Raw genomic sequence first — 17,828 nt, forward strand, 5'->3', positions numbered from 1 at the left:
ATATGATATAATCCGTCCTATCGGTCCTATCCGTCCGATTTTTCCACTGTTCTCTGCCAACGAAGGTGCGCCATGCTTGCCTCGGTCATTATCCCCACGCGCGATCGGCGTACGCTTCTTTGCGCGTTGCTGGATTCGCTTGCGAGGGAATTGCGCGGGCGCGGGGATGTGGAGGTGATCGTAGTGGACGATGCCTCATGTGATGGCACAGCGTCGGCCGTGGCGGAGGGGTATCCCTGGGTTCGGCTGGATGTGACGGAGAAAGCCCTGGGGCCGTCGGCGGCGCGAAATCATGCGGCGTGCATAGCATCGGGGCGGCTCTTGCTCTTTCTGGACGCGGATGGCGAGGTGGCGACGGGCTGGCTGGAGGCCATGCTGGCGGGAGACGATGGCCATACCGTGCTGCTGGGGAATGTGGTGGATTTCCTGGGCGGGCGCGTGCAGTCGGTGCCCCGGCGTTCGACCTTTCTGGGGAAAAGCCTGCGGTGCCGGCAGGAGCGGGCCAACACGGGGCCGAGCTGCAATCTGGGCATGCCGAAGACGCTGTTTGATGCGCTGGGGGGCTTCGACGAGGAACTGCCCTATTACTTCGAGGACAGCGATCTGTGCATCCGCGCGAAGCGGGCGGAGGCGAAGTTTTGCTTTGTGGCGGACGGGGTGTTTTGGCACCACGGCAGCGAGGTGAAGCGGGGCGAGGCGATTCGGTTGCAGGAGGCCCATAGCGTCTATGCGATGCTGAAGGGCTACGAGGGGGACTGGGTGAGGATGACGGTGTTTACGCTGGGGAATGGGATCTGGCTGAAAACGCGGGTGGTGTCGTGGTGTCTGGCCGGACGATGGCGGGATGCCAAGCTGCTGGTACGCGGCTGGGTGGAGGGAAACATGAGGTATTTCGGAGCGCGGCTGTAGGGACGCAGGGAGGTACCCGTGGTTTATCAACGGCGGTATGGAGACTTTGACTTAGCATTTCGGTGGGGCTCCTTGTAGTTGCTGAGTCGACTAATGCTCCCTATTGTCAGGAGTTTCGAACATAGACGCTCTTAGTCGATGTGATGGTATTGCTTATCGTTCAACTTCAGAAGGAAACGGATAACAATGCAACCAGCGCCAATCTGTAATCGGGCACCAGGTTCGCCGGAAACAAACAATAGCAACCCCAGGAGGCGGCGGGGCTTGGATTCCGAAAGCTTCCTGTCATGTGCGTTGCTAGCGTGCTTGACCGGGCTCTTGGTCGTTGGGCTCGCAGTGGGCACTGCGTACGCTGATCTCAGGAGAGATTTGCCCATAGGCCACCTCGAAATCACGGCCGTTAGCGATGGCAATTATCGAATACTCGCGCGATGTGTTGAGACACGAGAACTGTTGGAGAAGGTCGCAGAAAAGACTGGGAAGCCCGTCGTTTTTGATGTCTCCTGTAACACATTCGTTTCGATTTTGCATCCGACAAGAGTTGCATCATTGGAATCCTGGATGGAGTATATCGCCAGTTTCGGTGGATCGCTGTACTGCAAACTCCAAGAGGATGGGGCTTGGCATGTATATCAACTATCCCTTCACCCAACATATAGGCCCGAGCTTTCGGAGGCGGACCTGTCGAATTGGGTCCGTCAAGTGCCACCAGTCGCGCCTCCAGCGAAAGGCGGGATTGACAAGGGATTGGTTTTCTTGAATGGGGAACTCGTGTCGCCTCCATATTCCGTAACGGTAACGCGGGACGAAGTTGGCATTCGGTCCGTTGTAGTAAACGGTGTTCCCGTGCAGATTTCAAAACTCGATTCCCAACTGGCGGAGAGAACGGTTCCGACACTTCCTGAGACCGGTCAGTTTGAAACAACAAAGGAGCTTCGGGACTATGTGGTATTTCGACTTTATCCCGAGACGTTGCGCGCAAGTTCCGCGAAAATCAGCAGGAACGCGGTCTTAGAGTTCCTAAAGACACAATCAATCATTGCAGAAGTGGTAGATGACGAGCAGATGTACGGTAGGAATATCGCGGTGAGGTATCGAGATCGGACGACGAAGGAGGGAATCTTTCCAGAGAATTATGACTACGCTACAGGTCGCGTGTGGGCTCCTCAAGAAGCCAGTGAAGATGGCGAGGCAGCCGCGGACTTAAAGAAAGCGGAAGAAATCGAATCGCTCCTGTCCGAAGACCATATAGTCTTCTTCGGGCAAAGCGGGCAGATACTCCTTCGTGGAGAACCCTGCAAGCAACTGGCGGAATACATGCGAATCGCAAGCACCCAGTCGATTCTCAGAGCGGAGTGTATTCTGGCAGAAATTGTCGAAGACCGCGTGCTCGCGCGTGAACTCGCAGTTGGGCTTGCCGGTAAATATGACCTGGCAATATCACGCGTCGAGGAAATAGCCAATCGACGCAGTGGCACAGTTTCCACTTTCGTCAGGTAAAGGATGTGTCGTACGATGGCGGAACCATATTCTGTCCCTGAAGGATTCTCCATGCCTCCAGTTGTTGCCATAGGTCCCTCCAGCTTTGCGGAGAAGGACAACACCCCGCTGCGGATGCTGGAAGCGGCGGGCTGCATCATCAAGCCCAATCCCTTTGGGCGTCGACTGACGGAATCCGAGATCATCGCGCACCTCGAAGGGGTGGACGGCTTGATCGCCGGGCTGGAGCCGCTGAATCGCGCGGTGCTGGAATCCGCACGTCCGCGCCTGAAGGCGCTGGCGCGTGTGGGGATTGGCGTGGCCAATGTGGACTTTGACGCCGCGCGGGACTTTGGCGTGGCGGTTTCGAGTACGCCCGACGGGCCGATCGACGCGGTGGCGGAGATGACCATGGCGGCGCTGCTCTGTCTGGCGCGGCAACTTATCCCCACGAACGCGGCCTTGCACCGGGGTGAATGGACGAAATCCATCGGAATGGGGCTGCGCGGCGCTAAGGTGCTGCTCATCGGCTACGGGCGCATTGGGAAGCGCGTGGGCGACCTGCTCCTCGCCTTTGGCGCCGAGGTGCGCGCATTCGATTTGGACATGGATCCGGCGATACTCACCAGAGGCGTTCGGTTTACGGATAGAGCCACCAGCCTGCCATGGGCCGACATCGTCTCGCTCCATGCCAGTGGCGAAGCATGCCTATTGGACGATCGTGCCTTCGACCTGATGAAGCCCGGTGTTCTCCTGCTCAATGGGGCGCGCGGCGGGCTCGTGGACGAGGCCGCCTTGCTCGCCGCGCTGGATTCGGGTAAGGTAGCGGGGGTTTGGTTCGACGCCTTCTGGGAAGAGCCCTACACCGGGCCGCTCACCCGTTATGAGCAGGTCCTTCTTACGCCCCACGTGGGCACCTACACGGAACGCTGCCGCCTCCAGATGGAGACCGAGGCGGTGCGGAATCTGTTGCGCGATTTGGGTCTCCCGGAGTTTGCATCATGATCGCTGCCGATCTTTCCCTCTGGCGGAATTATTTCACCGGGCCCACCTGGACCGCGGCCTTTGAGTTTCTGGAGAAACTCCCTGTCGACAGTCCCGACGGGACCGGGCTTGAGTCCATCCAAGGCGACGAGTTGCTCTATCGCGTGATGAGCTATCCCACGCGCGGAATGGAAGGCACGACCGTCGAGGCCCACGAGAAGTACGTGGACATTCAGATGTCGCTGGAAGGTACGGAAGCCATCGACTGGTTCGTTCTGGACGGCCTGGCGGTGGACACGCCCTACAACAGCGAGCTGGATTACGCCCTGTATGTGCGGCCGGAACAACCGACGGGTACCGTGGTCAATCGGCCCCGCTACTTTTCGGTGTTTTTCCCGGAGGACGGACACACCGCGCAGAAGAGCGCGACGGGCGTCTCGGAAAACGTGCGCAAGGTGGTGATCAAGGTGAAATTGTCATGCGTTAGGCCGCTGTGATGCGCTTTTGAGGACGAAGGCCGTAAAGGACCCAAAGGACTTCGGCAACTCCGCTCCATGTTTCCAGCAATCGGCGCCGGTCCATTACCATCGTGGTCCTTTATGTCCCTTGTGTCCTCTATGTCCTTGACCCAGCCGGCGCGCCCGCCTTCGCGGACAACTCCAAAACAGTAACTCGGGTATTGCACTCACCATGAACATCGCCATGATCCCCGCGCGCATGGGCAGCCAGCGCCTGAAGCAGAAGAACCTTCGGGAGCTCGGGGGCGTTCCCACGATAGTACGGGCAATCCGCAAGTGCCGGGCGGCGGGCTGTTTTGATGAAATCTGGGTGAACTCGGAGCATGAAGCATTCGGCGAACTTGCTGCGGCCGAGGGGGTGGGCTTTCACCAACGCCCCGAGGCCCTGGCCAATAACACGGCCACCAGCGAGCAATTTGTCCACGAGTTTCTGCTGGCCCATCCCTGCGAGCGGGTCTTTCAAGTCCACTCGATTGCGCCCCTGCTCACGGCGGGGCAGGTGTGCGAATTCGTGGCGGCGATGGCGCAGGGCGGCGAGGACACCCTGCTGAGCTGCACCCACGAACAGATTGAGTGCGCGCTGGACGGCGTACCGGTGAATTTCAGCTTCACGGAGAAGACCAACTCCCAGGAGCTGAGGCCTATCCAGCGAATCTGTTGGAGCATCACCGGCTGGCGGCGCGAGGCCTATCTGGCTGCTTTCGAGGCGGGAAACACGGCGACCTACGCGGGGCGTGTGGGCTTCTTTGTGCTGGATCGTCTTGCGGGGCACATCATCAAAACCGAAGAGGATCTCCAGATTGCCGAGGCGCTGCTGTCCCTGCGGGACGGCGCGTAAAAGCGGAAACGGACTTTTCTGTCCGTTTTATACGTGCCACTACGCTGCAAGATACGCGGGTAAGAAAACCCGCGCTCGCGATCTACAGCCCTTTAAAAACTTCGATATTGTAATAGTTCTTCTGGCCGAGATCGCCGTAGCTGGCGAGGTTCTCGTAAAGTGCCCGGGTAATGTCGGTGATGGCGTACTTGGGCTGGAATCCGAGATAGGTCTTGGCGCGCTCGCAGCTCACCTTGTAGTTGCGGAAGTCCTGGATATCCTTGATTCGGATCTTCACTTTTTTCCCCGTGCAGGCTTCCACTTCATCCTTCACGAAGTCGGCCACCTGGCCCACGGTGAAATTGTCCTTTGCCACATTGAAGACGCCGCTGATGGTTTTGTCCGCCTGCACAGCGCGAAGGAAAGCGCTCGCGGTGTCGCGCACGTCGAGCAGGGGCCGCCAGATGGAGGGGTTGTTCACAGTAATCTCGCCGTCGAGGATCGCGCATTTGAACATGGTGTTGATGATGAGGTCGAAGCGCATCCGGGGGCTGTGCCCGCAGACCGTGCCCTGGCGCAGGGCGATGGTGGAGAAGGTGTTATCCTGCAGTTGCAGCACGCCATGCTCGCCCGCCAGTTTGGAAATGCCGTAGGGATAGGCGCAGGTGACGGGCGCGTCTTCATCGTAGAGTTCGTTGACGGTGTAGCCATAGACCGAGCAGGAAGACGCATAGACGAAGCGCTTTACACCGGCGCGCTTGGCCTGAAAGGCGAGATAGGACGGAAGGGCGCCGTTCTGGATGAAGTTCATGGCGGGATTGAATTCCGCCATGGGATCGTTGGAAAGACCGGCCAGGAAGATGACCTGATCGTAACCTTTGAGGTCCGCATCGGTCATGTTGAAGAGATCTTTCTGGATGATGGGCGTACCTTCGGGCAGGTGATTACCAAACCAGAGCAGGTCGGCCACGTCAACATCATAGCCATGCTCCTGGAGCATGGGCACGAGTACGGAACCGATATAACCAGCGCCACCAGCGGCGAGAATACGCATGAAAAGAACCCTTTCGAATCGGGGGAAAAGCGTTGGATGGTGTGGGCGAGGCCCTGCAGGGGAAGTATAGCAAGCGGGCGCGGGCGGGGTATAGCTTGGAATAGGACGGATTGGACCGATACGACCGATTTTATCTATTCGCGAACGATTCGTCGCCGCGGTAAATGTCGTGGACGAGCTCCATGGCACGCAGGGCTTGCAGTGAACTGCCCGAAATAACCGGGCTGTCGTCGCGAACACATCGCAGAAAGGCGTCGATCTCGGCCGCCCAACTCGGGTCCTCATCGAAGTAGATGGTTTCTTCCGTGGGTGGTCCCGGCAGGGCCGAGCGCCGGGCAACGGTGAGCGTCTCGTCGCCGTAACTGCGGGTGCTCGTGAGGATGCCGTTGACGGACAGGTAACCGCCGCTCAGATAAACCTCGAAGCTGAAGCGATGCTTCCATTGCGTGGCGGAGCTGTGGATTTGGGCGATACGCCCGCTGCCATCCCGCAGCAAAGCAAAGGCGTTGTCCTCCATGCCCTTGGCACCTCCCGTGCTGGCGACCATGCTTTTCACCTCCACGATGTCGCCCAGGAACATCTCGCAGAGATCGAGGAGGTGGATGCCCTGATCGAGGAGGATGCCGCCGCCCGCCATTGCGCGATCACCACGCCAGGCATCCGCGCCGCCCGCCTTGCCATAGATTCCGCGGATCCAGAGGATTTCGCCCAGACGGCCGCTGGATGCGAGCCGGTGGGCTTCCAGAATGCCGGCATGAAATCGGTGGTTAAAGCCGAAGGCGAGTTTCTGGCCGGGGTGGGCCGCTTCGGCCTCGCGGATGCGCTGGATATCGGACACCGAGCGGCCTGGAGGCTTCTCGCAGAAAACGTGCTTGCCCGCTTCGAGCGCGGCGACAACCATGCCGGGCGTGATGGCATTGGGCGTGCAAACCCAGACGACATCCACGCCCGGCGTGAGCATATCTTCGATTGCAGAGACACACGGGATACCGGGGTGTTGCGCCCGAAAGCTTTCCGGCGCGGGGTCATAACCGCAACAGATTTCCACGTCTTCCCGCGCGAGCAGTTCGCGCGTGCGGAGCTGGCCCATCTTGCCCAGGCCGATGATGGCGGCGCGTATTTGGGGTGTTGCGGTCATGTGTGGCCCAGTTCCCTGAGTATGGTAAATCACAGCCGGGACGCCCGCCCATGCGCGTCGTTGAGCTGTGCCACATTCCTTGGACTCCCGGTCAGTGGTGCAGGTGCTTCCCGCGCGACATGGCGATCCAGGTAATCAGGATATGGCCGAGGATATTGAACACATCTTCCACAGGACCGTACTCGTCCTTCGTGGCGGGGATCAGCACCTTGATCTGGCACTTTTCGGCCAGGCGACCGCCGTCAAAGCCGCAATAGCCGATGGTGGTGGCGCCGTTGGCGTTGGCGTAGTCCACCGCTTGGATCAGGTTTTCGCTGTTGCCGCTGCACGACATGGCGATGACCACGTCGCCGGGGCGCATGTGGACGCGAAGCTGGTGGGAGAAGATGTGGTCAAAGCCGGCGTCGTTGCCCAGGGCGGTGACCGTGGCGATATTGTCGCTGAGGCACAGGGTGCGCAGGCGGGGCTGATCTTCGATAAAGCAACCCGCGACGAGGTCATTGACCAAGTGGGACGCGGAGGCCGCGCTGCCGCCGTTGGCCATGCTGAAGAGGGTATTGCCGTTCTTGCTGCATTGTTCAACGGCAGCGACGGTGGCGGCGATGGCGTCTTTGTCGAGCTGGTTCATGATGTCGAAGAGGCGCTGCGAATAGGCGTTGACATATTCCTGCACGCTGGAAACACCGGCGTGGATTTCGGCTAACTTGTACAAGGGATACTCCTTATTGCGGGTTTATAGGACATAAAGGACGGAAAGGACCTAAGGGACTGTTCGACTCAGCCTCATCGGGAGTGAGATATCCTTTACGTCTTTTCGGTCTTTTATGTCTTAAGTATATGGGCTGGTCTAAACCTTTCGCGCCGCCACCCGCACGTGGGAACTCAGGCGGTGTTTCTGGAGAAAAGCCTGAAAGTCCGCGTGGGCGAAGCGGTCGCGCCGGGCCAGCAGTTCGCTGACGAAGGGCGGCAGCACGATGCTCGGATCGGCCGAGCAGGCCTGCAGCACCAGCTCAACATCCAACTGGCCGGGGGTGCTTAATTCTATCAGTTCGAAGCCACTCCGTTGTAGTGTCCGCTCGATACCCTCGATGGAAAGGAGGTTCAGGTGCTCTGGCGCGAAGATATAGGGCGCCCTGTCCCACAGCAACTGCAGGTCGAAGCCGGAGCTTGTGCGCGTGGTAACGAAAAGTAGTCCGCCGGGCTTGAGCCGCTCGTGAAGCGTGCCGAGAAAGGCGCCGGGCGCGTGCTGGTGCTCCAGCTTCTCAAATGCGCTGATGGCATCCAGAGGTGGCGCGGTATGGAGGCTTGTGACGTGTGCGACAGAATCGTTGTTCCCGAACTGGGGCTCGATGCTGTAGAGCCTGCCAAAGAAATCGAGCGCGGCCACTTCCTCAAACAGGGCGGGAATGTAGGTGCGGAAGTCGGCATAATCGGACTGCGGGGGCAGGCCCTGGGCTTCGGCCAACTGAGCCATCCACAGGGCGTTGTTGCGAAGCTGGTGATGACGTCGCTGGGCGGCGCTCCCATCGGCAAACTGGCCCTTTCGGAAGCGGCTGGCTTCGGACTTCGCATAGAAATCGTCAAGTAGCGCCGCGGAGGGGCGGGGGGAGACGTAGACCGAACGGCATTCGGCACATTGAACCCAGGTAAAGGCATCTTTTTCGAAGGCCGGCTGAGGCGCGTCGATTCCACATCCCGGGCAGGGCACGGCTTCTCGAAGTTCGATGGGAAAAAAGGCGGCGGCATCCCGGACGGAAAGGCGTCGAAACTCGTTCATGAGCGCGGGAGGGCGTATATCGGCATCATGCAGGCCGCTGGAGAGGACCGTATGCTTGTTGATGCGGCTGAAATTCATGCGCGACTCCCACACGTTGGCGTGGAGCATATTACAACACAGGGGGCGGGATTGCTTCAAAGCGCGGACGGCGCTACACTTCAAGGCATGAACCCGAAGCAGTTAAACGACATCTTTCCAGGCGGCCCCGCGTGATATACCTTCTCGAACATTCCATCGCCGTGGTCAGTTTCCTTCTCGCGATTGTGCTGCTGACCGATGTGTTCCGGAATAACCGACAGCCGAGCGGCACGATGGCCTGGGCCATGGCCATCGTGCTGATTCCCTATGTGGGCGTGCCACTGTACATCCTGTTTGGCGGGCGCAAGTTTCGGATGGTACGCGAGCGCAAAGCGGACCTCTTCGACGCGGGTGCGGGCACACCGTCCGTGCCCATGGCGCCCCTGTGTCTGGCGGATCGCGTGCTGCGATCGGGCTCCATGCCCCCGCCGCGAGCCGGTCATCAGGTGGAGATTCATTTCAATGGCGAAACGGCGTTTCATGAACTGATCGCCCTGATGGAGCGCGCGAAGCACTCTATCCATGTTACGACTTTTATACTTGGACGGGACGAGGTGGGGCGGGCCATTGTGGACGTGCTCGCCCGCAAGGCCCAGGAAGGGGTGGAAGTTCGTCTGCTGCTGGACAGCCTGGGGTCCACGTGGACGCGGCGCGGTTTTGTGAAGCCCCTGCTTGAAGCGGGCGGCGCGGTGGGGCACTTTCTGCCCGTGCTGCCTGTGCGTCGCCGCTGGTCGGCCAACCTCCGCAACCACCGCAAGCTGGTGGTGGTGGACAACGCCTCGGCCATGGTGGGTGGCATGAATCTGAGTACGCTGTTCATGGGGCCCGAGCCGAGCCCCACCCGTTTTCGCGATGCAAGTGTCTTCCTGAGCGGGCCGGCCGTCTGCGACGTGCAGGACATCTTCCTGAATGATTGGCAGTATGCCACGGGCGTGGAGCAGGAGAGCATAGCGGTTTCTCTCCCGGCCTGCCCGGTGGAAGGTTCGAGCATTGTGCAGGTGGCCGCCAGTGGTCCGGATTGTCCCGACGACACGATGCACGATGCGCTGGTGAGCGCCATCGGCGGGGTGGAAGAGCGCGTCTGGATCGTGACGCCCTATTTCGTTCCCGATGAGCATCTTTTGAAAGCGCTGGCCCTTCAGGCGAGAATGGGGCGGGATGTCAGAATCGTCATCCCCAGGCGTTCCAATCATCGAATCGCCGATTGGGCGCGTCGTCCCTCCTTGCGGCGACTGCACGAAGCCGGTGCGCGGGTCTACGCGTATCCGAGGGGGATGATTCACACCAAGTTGTTGCTCTTCGACGCATCCCTCGCTGTTTCGGGCTCACCGAATCTGGATATGCGGAGCATGTATCTGAACTTCGAAATCGCGCTGTTTCATCACAGTGCGGACGAGATCCGGGCGATCGAAGGCTGGTTTGAAGGCATGTTTCCAGAATGCGAAACCTGGCTACCCAAGCCGCTCACCCTGGCGCGCGAATGGGCGGAAGGCATCTGCAGGCTTGTGTCGCCCTTGCTGTAGGGGGCGGGTCAGATCCCGTGCCCGGCCTCAAAATCCTCATAATAGATACGGTGATCCATGTCGAGGGCCGGTGAATGGGAGAGGGTGACGCCGACGGGCCGCGCGGGGACACCCACCACCGTGGTATGGGGCGCCACATTTTCGAGGACCACGGCGCCGCAGCCGACTTTGGCGCCCTCGCCGATCTCCACGTTGCCGAGGATTTTGGCGCCTGCCGCGATAAGCACGCCCTGACGGACCTTGGGATGGCGATCACCCGTCTCCTTGCCCGTGCCGCCGAGCGTGACCTCGTGGAGCATCGAGACGTTGTCCTCCACCACGGCGGTCTCGCCGATTACGACGCTCGTGGCGTGATCCAGCAGGATGCCCCGCCCGATCCGGGCGGCGGGGTGGATATCCACGCCGAAAACCTCCGAAATCCGGCTCTGGAGAAACAGTGCCAAGTCGTGGCGATCCTGCTTCCAGTAATAGTGGGCCACGCGATAGGCCTGGATGGCCTGATAGCCCTTGAAATAGAGCAGGGGCGTGGAGTACTTGTTGCAGGCCGCATCGCGATCACACACGGCCACCATGTCGGCCCGGATGGCCGCGCCGATATCTGAATCGTTGTAAAAGGCTTCATCGATCAAGTCGCGCAGCGAAACCGCCGTGAGGGTGTGGCTTTCCAGCTTGCCCGCAAGTTGGAAGCTCAGGGCATCCTCCAGCGACGTGTGATTGAGGATGATGGAGTAGATGAAGCTGGCCAGCATGGGCTCGCACTGGGCGTCCGCCGTGGCTTCCGCGCGAACCCGTTCCCAGATCTCGTCTGTATGCAGCTCCATGTACGCCTGTCTCCTGTCTCGAATGCCTTCCACAGAAATATGCGTAGCATAGCATGGGGCGCGGGTTGGCCGCACGCGGAGGGCGGTTTCGGGGGGCATGAACGATGGGATCCCTGTCGCGGGTCTCCATGGACCCGCCCCCGGGGCTAAAGAAACCTTGCGCCTTCTTTGTCCATCGCGGCGAACAAGTCCACCCCCAGCTTGCCCATGAGACCGTAGAGCCGGACCATGGGCAGTCCCAGTACATTCTGGTAGCATCCCCGGTAGGACGCCACGATCAGCGTGCCCGGTCCGTCCACCGTGTAGGCTCCCGCGCGGTCCAGCGGTTCCACGATGTGCACAAAATGTTCGATCTCGTCATCGCTCAAGTCGCGAAAGGTCACATCGGTCGTCTCGGCACCTTCCACGGTCTGGCCGGTCACCGTATCGACAAGGGCCAGCCCCGTGAGAACCTGATGCGTCTTACCCGAAAGCAGCCGCAGCATGCGGCGCGCGTCGTCGAGATCCACCGGTTTGGGCAGCACATGTTCTTCGTAGAAGACCAGCGTGTCGGCAGCGATGATGATGGCGGGTTCCGAGGTCGTTGCCGCCACATCGTCCCGCTTGATGATGGCGTTCTTAATGACAATTTCCGCCGGTGTGTCGCCCGTGTTGGGTTCGTGGGCGTTGCTGGTGACAACGCGAAACTCCACCCCGAGGGCGCCCAGAAGGCTCTGGCGCCGGGGTGATCCAGAGGCGAGGATTAACGGCCTCATGGTGCGGGCAGTTCCTTTTCCTGTACCAGCGCGGGGGGCGTCGTCGCGGGTTGCTCCGCTTTGTCGGGCGTGGCGGGCGCATCGGCGGGCGCATCGGCGGGCTTGCCCGTGTCGATGGCCTCGGGCGGCATCAACTGGCCGCCGTCGGGCACGGAATGGATGGTCACTTCGCCATTCTCGATCACGCGGGTGCCCGCGGGGATGCGGATCTGGGTTTCTGAAGGCTCCAGACCTTTGTTCACCTTGTAATTGCTGAACTCCGTCCACATGCGTGTTTCATCGTCGAAGGTGATGTGGATGCGGTAGGGGAGGAAGTCCTCCGTGCGCAGGTAGATGCTCACCTCCTGGAACGGCGCGTTGTCCATGTTCTCTTTGAAAGGCGTTATCTTGATGCCCTGATTGCCCTGTTCGTTCTCGACGGTAAACAGGTGGACATCGTAGGCCTCGCGCAGTGCACCCGCGTCGTTGTCGAAGCCCAGGAAGAAAATGCTGGCCTCGGGGCTGTCTTCGATATCATAGATCTGGAGCTGCTCTTCCTGAGGATCGAACTCATAGACCCGTCGATCATCAATGAGCATGACGGGATCTTCTTCGGTATAGCGGAAGACGATGCGGCGGGGCTTGCCGAAGACCACGCGACCATTGCGGTTCGTCACCTCTTCAAACTGGGAAGTGTACTCCACAATATCCGCCTGGAGGACCTGAACGTTGGCCCGCTTGGCCGCAAATTCCTTGAAGAAGGCGTCGAAATCCGGCTGGTCCGCGCAAAGCGAGGCCGCCAGGACTAACAGGGCTGCACCCATGGATTACTCCTCCCGGCGGTAGCCGGTTTCTTCGTGGTCGGGCTCGATCACGGTGATGTCCGCATCGTGGCCGTGTGCCGGGGCAGTTTCCTGATCGTATTCACCGCCACCGATCAAATAGGCCGCGCCATCCGCGGGAGCGAATCGCTCGAACTCCAGCTTGGACTCGCCGTCGCCGCGGAGCAGCGCGCCGTGGATATCCAGCACCGCCCGCAAATCGGCCTTCAGTCGCTTGCGCATGGCCCGCAGGTGATTCACTTCATCGCGGAGCGCTTCCGGCACCGCCCCGGCGTTATTCAGCGCCGCCTCGCGGGCCAGACGCGCGTCCTCGCGGATCAGCTCCGCCTCGCGCCGCGCCTGCTCAATGGTGTTCTCGCCCAGTTTCTGGGCGTTGGCGAGCGCTTCCACCAGCGTCTGCTCCATCGCCTCATAGCGCACAATCTGTTCCTTCTGCGCCTCCGTCGTCTTCTTCAGTTCTTCCACCTGGCGCTGGAGTTGGTCAAAGGCGTCCGCCGCCCGCTCCAGCAGGGAGGTCACCTGCGTCTTGTCAAAACCGCGGAAGGTCGTCCGGAAATCGGCGCTGTACAAGTCGCTGGTGTTCAGGGTGAGGGTATCGCCCAGCACCTCGTCCATGATGTTGTTCTTTTCCATAGTGTATCCGTGATTCGCTGAAAATGTTTCGTTCTATTTAGAACCCGCATGACCACCTGAGAAATCACAGGGACGGCAGGGACTACAGGGACAGCAGAATGACTCGGCTCGATTCATCCCAGCGTCCCTGCAACCCCGCGCCAGGTCGCCGATTCCTTCTACGCCCCCAACTCCAGGGAACGCTTCACCGCCGCCGACACCGCCACGCCGACCGTCTTTTCAAGACCTTCGGCCCGGAAAGCGTTCAACGCGGCCTCAGTAGTTCCACCGGGCGACGTTACCTTCTTTCGAAGTTCGCCGGCGGCTTCTCCCGTTTCCTTCAGGAGCTTTCCCGCGCCGTAGAGCGTCTGGCCTGCCAGGCGCTCGGCCATGGCGCGATCCAGGCCCTGGGCCACGGCCGCCTCCACCAGACACTCCACCATGTAGAAGAAATAAGCCGGACCGCTGCCGCTCAGGGCGGTAATGGCGTCGATGGCGGATTCTTCCACCACCTCGGCGATACCCATGGACGCGAAGATTTCGCGCGCGATCTCGATCTGTGCGGCGCCGCACTCCGCGCTGGGGGCCATGCCGGAAGCGCCGGCATGGACCAGATAGGGGGTGTTGGGCATGACGCGGATCACGGGTGTGCCTGTGGCCAGTCGCGACTGGATAAAGGAGATGGAGATTCCGGCCGCGATCGAAATTACCAGCGTGCCCGGTTTAAGCGCGGGTTTCACTTCGTCCAGCACGGCCCCCATAACCTGAGGCTTCACCGCGAGAATGACGACGCCCGAACGGGAGACGAGCTCCGAGAGGGATGGGGCGCGGGTCACGCCGATGCGCTCGGCTTCCGCGCAGCGCGCGGGGGAGGGATCATAGGCCAGCGCGCGGGTCTTGTCCACAGTGCCCAGGCCGATGAGCCCTTCGAGGATGGCCGCGCCCATGTTGCCATAACCCAGAAATCCGAGGGTTTCCGAAATCAACGTACCTTACTCCCTGGCCGCCAGCGTAAGCCCGGCCGCCTCCGCGGATTCGCTCGTGACGGGCAAATCACACACCATGGCCACTTCGTCGCATCCGGGGAAAAGCCGACACCGCATACAGTCCTTGAAGACTTTGTAGGGCAGCTCGAGCTTGTCCACTTCGCGAAAGTTTATTTTGAGAAAGAACTGGGGCACGCGGGTGAGCGCGTAGACCCGGGCTATATTCAGCCCCTGCGCCTCGCCCAGCACCGCCTTTACCAACTGCTCGCCAATGCCGCGCCCGCGGCGGCCTTCCGCCACCACCAGTGAACGCACCTCTGCCAGATCCACCATGTCGATGTGCAGCGCGACACAGCCGCCCAGGCCTTCCTCATCGATATAGACGTAGAAATCCCGAACGTTTTCATACAGCTCCGAAAGTTCGCGGGGCAAGACGCTGCCCTGGGCCACTGCAGCGTCGATCAGGGCCTTGATTGCGACAACTTCGGTTAATTTTGGTTTGCGTACCATGGCGACGGCCGATTCTTAGGGGGCTTCACACTGCGGGCGGATACACCGCTCCAGATTGAGGGCAAAGTGTAGCACAGGGCAGTTGACAGTTGACAGTTGACAGTTGACAGTGGACAGTGGACAGCGAAGATGGGGTCCAGTTGCCCGTTCGGGACTTGACGGATACGACCGATAAGACGAATAAGACCGATATCGTCGATCCAATCTGTCCTATCGGTCGTATCCGTCCGATAGCGCCGCGTCATCAACTGTCAACTGTCCACTGTCAACTGCTAAAATCCCCGCCATGAACCACACATGGCTAAAGCTCAGCGAAATTTCCCCCAATCAGGTGACGCCCATGGTGCGCCAGTTCATGGAGGCCAAGGCCCTCGCGCCGGATTCCCTGCTGTTTTTTCGCATGGGCGACTTCTACGAACTTTTTTTCGAGGACGCCGTAGAGGCGGCGGAATTGCTCGGGCTTTCCCTGACCTCGCGCGATGGCGCCGACAAGGACGCCCGCATTCCCATGTGCGGTGTGCCGGTGCGCGCGGTGGACAACTACATCGCCAAGGTCATCAAGCGCGGGCGCACGGTCAGCATCTGCGATCAGATGGAAGACCCAAAGCTCGCCAAGGGCATCGTGAAGCGGGAAATTGTCCGCACCGTCACCCCCGGTACGGTGATGGAGCCCGAACTGCTCGACGAGCGGACCAATAATTATCTCGGCGCGCTTGCGGTAAATCACACCGTCGGCGGCCTCGCCTTTGTGGACGTGAGCACGGGCGAATTCATCACGGCCCAGGTGGAGGGCGAGGCGGGGACCCTCGCGGTGAACCTCGAACGCATCCTCGTGGACGAGCTGGTGCGCATCGCGCCCTCCGAGGTGCTCGTGGCGTCCGACATGGAAGCTCCGCTCCTCGAAAAACTCCGTTACGCCTTTCCCCAGCTCACCTTCACCACGCGCAAGGCGGACGACTTCGATCGCGCCTGGGGCGAGGAACAGATCATCCACCTTTTCGGGCTGAACAGCCTCAAGGGCGTGGGGCTTCACGATGCGCCCCTGGCCACGAGTTGCGCCGGGGCCGTCCTCGCCTATATCCGCGAGACCCAGCGCGAGCGCGTGCCTCAGATTCAACTGCCCCGGCGCTACAACCCCAGCGGCTTCGTGGTCCTCGATGGCAACACCCAGCGCAACCTCGAGCTCATTGAATCGCAGGTGGAAAAATCCAAGCGCGGCACGCTCCTCGGCGTACTCGACAAGACCCTCACCAGCATGGGCGGGCGCAAGCTCCGCCAGTGGATACTCCATCCGCTGCTCGATGTCGCCGCGATCCAGGAGCGCCTCAACGCCGTGGAGGAATGTTTCGACGACACCCAGCTTCGCATGGCCCTGCGCGACGGACTGAAGGGCGTGGCGGATCTGGAGCGACTGCTTGGGCGGCTTACGGCCCAGTCGGGCAACGGTCGCGACTTAAAGGCCCTCGGCAATTCTCTGAATCGGCTCCCGGCGATTCTGGAGGCCCTCGCCCACGCGGAATCGGATTTGCTGTGCCAGTTGCGCACGCAACTCGACCCGCTGGCCGACGTGGCGTCGTGGATTGACCAAGCCATCGTCGATGACCCGCCCCTCGCCGTCACGGAAGGCAATATTTTTAAAGACGGATACAACGCGGACCTCGACCGGCTCCATCAGCTTGTCCGCGGCGGGCGCGACTGGATCGCCACGCTCCAGGCCGAAGAGCGGGCCCGCACGGGTATCGCCAATCTGAAAGTGGGCTACAATCGGGTCTTCGGCTACTTCCTCGAAGTGAGCAAGGGCAACACGAAGATGGTGCCCGACGACTACGAGCGCAAGCAGACCCTGGTGAACGCCGAGCGCTACGTGACCCAGCGCCTCAAGGAACAGGAAGAGGAAATCCTCAGCGCACAGGAGCGGATGCAGACCCTGGAGCACCAGCTCTTCGTTGCCCTGCGTCAGCGCGTCGCCGCCGAATCGCGTCGCATCCAGCAGACGGCCGACGCCATCGCCACGCTCGATATACTCGTCGCCCTCGCGGAAGTGGCCGTCACCAAGAATTACAACAAACCCCAGATCACCAACGACGGCGAGATCACCATCATCGAAGGGCGCCACCCTGTGGTGGAGGACCTCATGCCGCGCGGCGATTTCGTGCCCAACGACACGATCCTTGATCGCAAGGGCTCAACGCTCCAGATCGTTACGGGCCCAAACATGGCGGGCAAGTCCACCTACCTGCGCCAGGTGGCCCTCATCACCCTTATGGCCCAAATGGGCAGCTTCGTGCCCGCGTCCCGCGCGAGCATCGGCGTGGTGGATCGCATTTTCACCCGCGTCGGCGCGTCGGACAACCTCGTGCGCGGCGAGAGTACCTTCATGGTCGAGATGATCGAGACCGCGAACATCCTCAACTCCGCCACGGCCAACAGCCTCCTCGTCCTCGACGAAATCGGACGCGGCACCAGCACCTTCGACGGCATCAGCATCGCCTGGTCCGTCGCCGAGTTCATCCACGACCGAAGCAAGTCCAAGGCCCTCTTCGCCACGCACTACCACGAGCTCACCGACTTGGGGAACAAGCTGGAGCACGCGAAAAACGTCAACGTCGCCGTGCGCGAACTCGGCGACAAGGTCATCTTCCTTTACCGCATCGTGGACGGCGGCGCGGATCACAGCTACGGCATCCAGGTCGCAAAACTCGCCGGCCTTCCCCCCAGCCTCCTCGCCCGCGCCCGGGAAATCCTCGAAGGCCTCGAATCCGGCAACACCGCCGCCGTCGGTCTGCCGGAGCAGATGTACCTCTTCGGCCCCACGGGCGCCGCCGCCGAACCCAGCAAGGTTGAGAAAGAACTCGAAGGCATCGACCCCGACGCGCTGTCACCCCGTGAGGCCCATGACATGCTGTATCGGCTGAAGCATTTGCTGAATAAACCGAGAGGGTGACACCCGGATTCGGGCCGTCTTGCTTACCTGTGGGCGTGACACCTTACCAACCAGAAGTGCCATACGATTGCCAGGAACGAGCATCGACGATTCGCCGCAGGA

At 60.8% G+C, this 17,828-nt stretch carries 17 protein-coding genes; 7 read left to right on the top strand and 10 right to left on the bottom strand.

Translation table 11 applies throughout. The features are described from left to right. Window positions 1-72: 72 nt before the first annotated feature. From JNK74_00180 to JNK74_00200, 5 genes are all read left to right on the top strand, one after another. Window positions 73-909: a glycosyltransferase gene (locus JNK74_00180; GenBank protein ID MBL7644580.1), complete on the top strand. Its 837-nt coding sequence runs from the start codon at window positions 73-75 to the stop codon at window positions 907-909. Window positions 910-1,173: 264 nt separating this feature from the next. Further along, window positions 1,174-2,409 (top strand): hypothetical protein, encoded by a 1,236-nt coding sequence (locus JNK74_00185; protein ID MBL7644581.1) that lies wholly within the window; start codon window positions 1,174-1,176, stop codon window positions 2,407-2,409. A gap of 51 nt (window positions 2,410-2,460) precedes the next feature. Continuing rightward, a complete protein-coding gene (locus JNK74_00190) occupies window positions 2,461-3,393 on the top strand; it encodes a hydroxyacid dehydrogenase (GenBank protein MBL7644582.1) in 933 nt (310 codons plus the stop codon). Then, complete coding sequence (locus JNK74_00195) at window positions 3,390-3,869, top strand: YhcH/YjgK/YiaL family protein (protein ID MBL7644583.1); 480 nt, start codon at window positions 3,390-3,392, stop codon at window positions 3,867-3,869. Before JNK74_00190 ends, JNK74_00195 begins: the two co-directional genes overlap by 4 nt. Window positions 3,870-4,062: 193 nt before the next feature. Then, window positions 4,063-4,728: an NTP transferase domain-containing protein gene (locus JNK74_00200; protein MBL7644584.1), complete on the top strand. Its 666-nt coding sequence runs from the start codon at window positions 4,063-4,065 to the stop codon at window positions 4,726-4,728. An 82-nt stretch (window positions 4,729-4,810) separates the two neighbouring features. Here the strand turns inward: JNK74_00200 and JNK74_00205 are convergent, their stop codons facing one another. The 4 genes from JNK74_00205 to JNK74_00220 form a co-directional block, all read right to left on the bottom strand. Further along, window positions 4,811-5,761: an NAD-dependent epimerase/dehydratase family protein gene (locus JNK74_00205; protein MBL7644585.1), complete on the bottom strand. Its 951-nt coding sequence runs from the start codon at window positions 5,759-5,761 to the stop codon at window positions 4,811-4,813. Between the two features lie 130 nt (window positions 5,762-5,891). Beyond that, window positions 5,892-6,899 carry a Gfo/Idh/MocA family oxidoreductase gene (locus JNK74_00210; GenBank protein MBL7644586.1) on the bottom strand — a complete coding sequence of 336 codons (1,008 nt, stop codon included), beginning with the start codon at window positions 6,897-6,899 and terminating at the stop codon, window positions 5,892-5,894. A 91-nt stretch (window positions 6,900-6,990) separates the two neighbouring features. After that, window positions 6,991-7,611 (bottom strand): SIS domain-containing protein, encoded by a 621-nt coding sequence (locus JNK74_00215; GenBank protein MBL7644587.1) that lies wholly within the window; start codon window positions 7,609-7,611, stop codon window positions 6,991-6,993. Window positions 7,612-7,746: 135 nt separating this feature from the next. Then, window positions 7,747-8,754 carry a class I SAM-dependent methyltransferase gene (locus JNK74_00220; protein MBL7644588.1) on the bottom strand — a complete coding sequence of 336 codons (1,008 nt, stop codon included), beginning with the start codon at window positions 8,752-8,754 and terminating at the stop codon, window positions 7,747-7,749. A gap of 131 nt (window positions 8,755-8,885) precedes the next feature. On the opposite strand from JNK74_00220, the gene JNK74_00225 reads away from it, so the two are divergent. Beyond that, window positions 8,886-10,277, top strand: coding sequence for a PLDc N-terminal domain-containing protein (locus JNK74_00225; GenBank protein MBL7644589.1), 1,392 nt, complete (start codon window positions 8,886-8,888; stop codon window positions 10,275-10,277). Window positions 10,278-10,285: 8 nt separating this feature from the next. Here the strand turns inward: JNK74_00225 and cysE are convergent, their stop codons facing one another. The 6 genes from cysE to JNK74_00255 all read right to left on the bottom strand — a co-directional run bounded on the left by cysE (window position 10,286) and on the right by JNK74_00255 (window position 14,782). Continuing rightward, complete coding sequence (cysE, locus tag JNK74_00230; GenBank protein ID MBL7644590.1) at window positions 10,286-11,098, bottom strand: serine O-acetyltransferase; 813 nt, start codon at window positions 11,096-11,098, stop codon at window positions 10,286-10,288. A 146-nt stretch (window positions 11,099-11,244) separates the two neighbouring features. Continuing rightward, entirely contained in the window at window positions 11,245-11,853 is a 609-nt protein-coding gene (maf, locus tag JNK74_00235) for a septum formation protein Maf (GenBank protein ID MBL7644591.1), read from the bottom strand. After that, window positions 11,850-12,656 (bottom strand): outer membrane lipoprotein carrier protein LolA, encoded by an 807-nt coding sequence (locus tag JNK74_00240; GenBank protein MBL7644592.1) that lies wholly within the window; start codon window positions 12,654-12,656, stop codon window positions 11,850-11,852. Before JNK74_00240 ends, maf begins: the two co-directional genes overlap by 4 nt. A gap of 3 nt (window positions 12,657-12,659) precedes the next feature. Further along, the gene (locus tag JNK74_00245; GenBank protein MBL7644593.1) at window positions 12,660-13,307 is read right to left on the bottom strand and encodes a DivIVA domain-containing protein; all 648 of its coding nucleotides are present in this window, start codon (window positions 13,305-13,307) and stop codon (window positions 12,660-12,662) included. Between the two features lie 158 nt (window positions 13,308-13,465). After that, complete coding sequence (locus tag JNK74_00250; protein MBL7644594.1) at window positions 13,466-14,272, bottom strand: pyrroline-5-carboxylate reductase; 807 nt, start codon at window positions 14,270-14,272, stop codon at window positions 13,466-13,468. 6 nt (window positions 14,273-14,278) lie between these two features. Beyond that, window positions 14,279-14,782, bottom strand: coding sequence for an N-acetyltransferase (locus JNK74_00255; protein ID MBL7644595.1), 504 nt, complete (start codon window positions 14,780-14,782; stop codon window positions 14,279-14,281). Between the two features lie 286 nt (window positions 14,783-15,068). On the opposite strand from JNK74_00255, the gene mutS reads away from it, so the two are divergent. Beyond that, window positions 15,069-17,726 (top strand): DNA mismatch repair protein MutS, encoded by a 2,658-nt coding sequence (mutS, locus tag JNK74_00260; GenBank protein ID MBL7644596.1) that lies wholly within the window; start codon window positions 15,069-15,071, stop codon window positions 17,724-17,726. Window positions 17,727-17,828 lie beyond the last annotated feature (102 nt).

This window comes from Candidatus Hydrogenedentota bacterium (genome assembly GCA_016791475.1).
Lineage (GTDB): Bacteria > Hydrogenedentota > Hydrogenedentia > Hydrogenedentales > JAEUWI01 > JAEUWI01.

Bases quoted from the DNA above. Each gene is read 5' to 3' on its own strand.
- JNK74_00180 (MBL7644580.1), top strand. From the start codon at position 73: ATGCTTGCCTCGGTCATTATCCCCACGCGCGATCGGCGTACGCTTCTT.
- JNK74_00190 (MBL7644582.1), top strand. From the start codon at position 2,461: ATGCCTCCAGTTGTTGCCATAGGTCCCTCCAGCTTTGCGGAGAAGGAC.
- JNK74_00195 (MBL7644583.1), top strand. From the start codon at position 3,390: ATGATCGCTGCCGATCTTTCCCTCTGGCGGAATTATTTCACCGGGCCC.
- JNK74_00200 (MBL7644584.1), top strand. From the start codon at position 4,063: ATGAACATCGCCATGATCCCCGCGCGCATGGGCAGCCAGCGCCTGAAG.
- JNK74_00205 (MBL7644585.1), bottom strand. From the start codon at position 5,761: ATGCGTATTCTCGCCGCTGGTGGCGCTGGTTATATCGGTTCCGTACTC.
- JNK74_00210 (MBL7644586.1), bottom strand. From the start codon at position 6,899: ATGACCGCAACACCCCAAATACGCGCCGCCATCATCGGCCTGGGCAAG.
- JNK74_00220 (MBL7644588.1), bottom strand. From the start codon at position 8,754: ATGAATTTCAGCCGCATCAACAAGCATACGGTCCTCTCCAGCGGCCTG.
- cysE (MBL7644590.1), bottom strand. From the start codon at position 11,098: ATGGAGCTGCATACAGACGAGATCTGGGAACGGGTTCGCGCGGAAGCC.
- maf (MBL7644591.1), bottom strand. From the start codon at position 11,853: ATGAGGCCGTTAATCCTCGCCTCTGGATCACCCCGGCGCCAGAGCCTT.
- JNK74_00240 (MBL7644592.1), bottom strand. From the start codon at position 12,656: ATGGGTGCAGCCCTGTTAGTCCTGGCGGCCTCGCTTTGCGCGGACCAG.
- JNK74_00245 (MBL7644593.1), bottom strand. From the start codon at position 13,307: ATGGAAAAGAACAACATCATGGACGAGGTGCTGGGCGATACCCTCACC.
- JNK74_00255 (MBL7644595.1), bottom strand. From the start codon at position 14,782: ATGGTACGCAAACCAAAATTAACCGAAGTTGTCGCAATCAAGGCCCTG.
- mutS (MBL7644596.1), top strand. From the start codon at position 15,069: ATGAACCACACATGGCTAAAGCTCAGCGAAATTTCCCCCAATCAGGTG.